Consider the following 3,433-nt stretch of genomic DNA (forward strand, 5'->3'; position numbering starts at 1 on the left):
CTCGTCAAACCCTCGGCTGGGATACGCCGGAGGAGGCAATGGCCAAGGAGCTGGAAATCAATGGACTTGCTAATCGTTGCACTTGATTTTTGAGACTGCCTTATCTCCGTGCGGAAATGTTCTGCAGTTTGATATGGCGCTTCACATGGGGAAAACGATAATGATAAAAATACCGCACTGCGGCAGAATCTGGAGACGCCTCTCCAGAGCATGACGGCCCGGCTCGCAGCCGGCACGCCGCGCGCGAGCAGGATTTCACGATAGACGCTCACGAATCACCGGTAAGGCAGGTAATGACAGCATCGAAAAAATCGTCGACGTCCGCGCAGGCGGGCACTCCCACGGGCAGTATCGGTTTCGACCCGGCCGCCCAGCCGATGCAGCAGATGTTCGAGTCGTGGTTGAACGCGTGGCGCGGTTTTGCGGATCCGGCGCGCGCCGCGACCGCGTCGGCCACCGTGAACCCGTTCGCGACATTCCAGTTCCCGACATCGTTTCCGTTTCAGGTGCCGTCGATGCCCGATCTCGGCGCGATGGCGTCGCCGTTCGCCGGGCTGAAGCTGCCGGCCGCCGCGATTCCGCCCGAGCGGCTGCAGACGCTGCAGGCCGGTTACGCACGCGACTGCATGACGCTGATGCAGCAGGCGGCTGCCGCGAAGCTCGAGGCCCCGGAGCTGAAGGACCGCCGCTTCAGCGGCGATGCGTGGAAGGCGTCGCCCGCCCACGCGTTCGCGGCCGCCTGGTACCTGCTCAACGCGCGGTACCTGCAGGAGCTGGCCGACGCGCTTCAGACCGACCCCAAGACGCGCGAACGCATCCGTTTCACGGTCCAGCAATGGACGGCGGCCACCGCGCCGAGCAACTTCCTCGCACTCAATCCCGACGCGCAGAAATCGATTCTCGAGACGCAGGGCGAAAGCCTGCGGCAGGGGATGATGAACCTGCTCGGCGACTTGCAGCGCGGCAAGATTTCGCAGACCGACGAAACGCAGTTCGTGGTCGGCAAGAACCTCGGGTGTACCGAAGGCGCGGTCGTCTACGAGAACGACCTGATCCAGCTGATCCAGTACACGCCGAAAACGGACCCGGTGTTCGAGCGGCCGCTGCTGATCGTCCCGCCGTGCATCAACAAGTTCTACATCCTCGACCTGCAGCCCGAGAATTCGCTCGTCGCGCACGCGCTGTCGAACGGTCATCAGGTGTTCCTGGTGTCGTGGCGCAATGCGGACGCCTCGGTCGCGCACAAGACGTGGGACGACTACATGAACGAAGGGCTGCTCGCGGCGATCGACGCCGTGCAGCAGGTCAGCGGCCGCGAGCAGATCAACACGCTCGGCTTCTGCGTCGGCGGCACGATGCTCGCGACCGCGCTGGCGGTGCTTGCCGCGCGCGGCGAACATCCGGCCGCATCGATGACGCTGCTCACCGCGATGCTCGACTTCGCCGACACGGGCATTCTCGACGTGTTCGTCGACGAGACGCACGTGCAGATGCGCGAGCAGACCATCGGCGGCAAGAGCGGCGCGCAGCCGGGGCTGATGCGCGGCGTCGAGTTCGCGAACACGTTCTCGTTCCTGCGGCCGAACGACCTCGTGTGGAACTATGTCGTCGACAACTACCTGAAGGGCCGTACGCCGGCGCCGTTCGACCTGCTGTACTGGAACAGCGACTCGACGAGCTTGCCGGGCCCGATGTACGCGTGGTACCTGCGCCATACCTATCTCGAGAACAAGCTGCGCGAGCCGGGCGCGCTGACCGTGTGCGGCGAGCCGGTCGACCTGTCGCTGATCGACGTGCCGACCTTCATTTACGGCTCGCGCGAGGATCACATCGTGCCGTGGCAGACGGCCTATGCGTCGACGTCGATCCTGTCGGGCCCGTTGAAGTTCGTGCTCGGCGCGTCGGGGCACATCGCGGGCGTGATCAATCCGCCGGCGAAGAAGAAGCGCAGCTTCTGGGTCAACGACACCGATCTGCCCGAATCGGCGGACGACTGGTTCGCCGGTGCGACGGAGCAGCCGGGAAGCTGGTGGACGACCTGGGTCGAGTGGCTCGACCAGTACGGCGGCCGCAAGGTGGCGCCGCCCGCCGGGCCCGGCTCCGCGCAGTTTCCGGCGATCGAGCCGGCGCCGGGACGCTACGTGTTGCAGCGCGATTGACGAAAACCGGGCAGCGGCGCACGCTGTCCGGCGCACCGCAGTTTTTTTAACAGGGCCGGTAACGATGCGCCGTGTCGTGCGGGCCTGGAGGAAAGGGAAATGACGGACGTAGTGATCGTATCGGCCGCGCGGACCGCGGTCGGCAAATTCGGCGGCTCGCTTGCGAAGATTGCGGCGCCGGAGCTGGGCGCGACGGTGATTCGCGCGGTGCTGGAGCGCGCGGGCGTGAAGCCCGAGCAGGTCAGCGAAGTGATTCTGGGGCAGGTGCTGACGGCCGGTTCCGGGCAGAACCCGGCGCGGCAGTCGCTGATCAAGGCCGGGCTGCCGACGGCGGTGCCGGGCATGACGATCAACAAGGTGTGCGGCTCGGGCCTGAAGGCCGTGATGCTGGCGGCGAACGCGATCGTCGCGGGCGACGCGGAGATCGTGATCGCGGGCGGGCAGGAGAACATGAGCGCTGCGCCGCACGTGCTGCCGGGCTCGCGCGACGGGTTCCGGATGGGCGACGCGAAGCTGGTCGACTCGATGATCGTCGACGGCCTGTGGGACGTGTACAACCAGTACCACATGGGCGTCACGGCGGAGAACGTGGCGAAGGAGTACGGGATCACGCGCGAGGAGCAGGACGCGTTCGCGGCGCTGTCGCAGAACAAGGCGGAAGCCGCGCAGAAGGCCGGCCGCTTCGACGCGGAGATCGTGCCGGTGTCGATCCCGCAGCGCAAGGGCGAGCCGCTGCAGTTCGCGACCGATGAGTTCGTGCGTCACGGCGTGACGGCGGAGTCGCTGGCGGGGCTGAAGCCGGCGTTCTCGAAGGACGGCTCGGTGACGGCGGCGAATGCGTCGGGGCTGAACGACGGCGCGGCGGCGGTGCTGGTGATGTCGGCGCAGAAGGCGGCGGCTCTCGGGCTGACGCCGCTGGCGAAGATCAAGGCGTACGCGAACGCGGGCGTGGATCCGAGCGTGATGGGGATGGGCCCGGTGCCGGCGTCGCGGCGGTGCCTGGAGCGCGCGGGCTGGACGCCGGGCGACCTGGACCTGATGGAGATCAACGAGGCATTCGCGGCGCAGGCGCTGGCGGTGCACAAGCAGATGGGCTGGGACACGTCGAAGGTGAACGTGAACGGCGGGGCGATCGCGATCGGTCACCCGATCGGCGCGTCGGGCTGCCGGATCCTGGTGACGCTGCTGCACGAGATGGTCAGGCGCGATGCGAAGCGCGGGCTGGCGTCGCTGTGCATCGGCGGCGGGATGGGGGTCGCGCTCGCGGTCGAGCG

At 67.0% G+C, this 3,433-nt stretch carries 3 protein-coding genes; 2 read left to right on the forward strand and 1 reads right to left on the reverse strand.

All coding sequences use genetic code 11. The features are described from left to right. Nucleotides 1–272: hypothetical protein (locus GQ57_RS44095; protein WP_235215204.1), on the reverse strand; the 272-nt coding region annotated here is incomplete at its 3' end. Between the two features lie 21 nt (nt 273–293). Between GQ57_RS44095 and phaC the strand changes: the two genes are divergently transcribed. Together phaC and GQ57_RS37900 are read left to right on the forward strand one after the other, a co-directional pair. After that, the gene (gene phaC / locus GQ57_RS37895; protein ID WP_034200609.1) at nt 294–2,159 is read left to right on the forward strand and encodes a class I poly(R)-hydroxyalkanoic acid synthase; all 1,866 of its coding nucleotides are present in this window, start codon (nt 294–296) and stop codon (nt 2,157–2,159) included. A gap of 99 nt (nt 2,160–2,258) precedes the next feature. Then, nucleotides 2,259–3,433, forward strand: a 1,175-nt coding sequence (locus GQ57_RS37900; RefSeq protein WP_034200610.1) for an acetyl-CoA C-acetyltransferase, incomplete at its 3' end; no start/stop codon positions are given.

Source organism: Burkholderia sp. MSh2, from assembly GCF_000731655.1.
GTDB lineage: Bacteria > Pseudomonadota > Gammaproteobacteria > Burkholderiales > Burkholderiaceae > Burkholderia > Burkholderia paludis.

Bases quoted from the DNA above. Each gene is read 5' to 3' on its own strand.
- phaC (WP_034200609.1), top strand. From the start codon at position 294: ATGACAGCATCGAAAAAATCGTCGACGTCCGCGCAGGCGGGCACTCCC.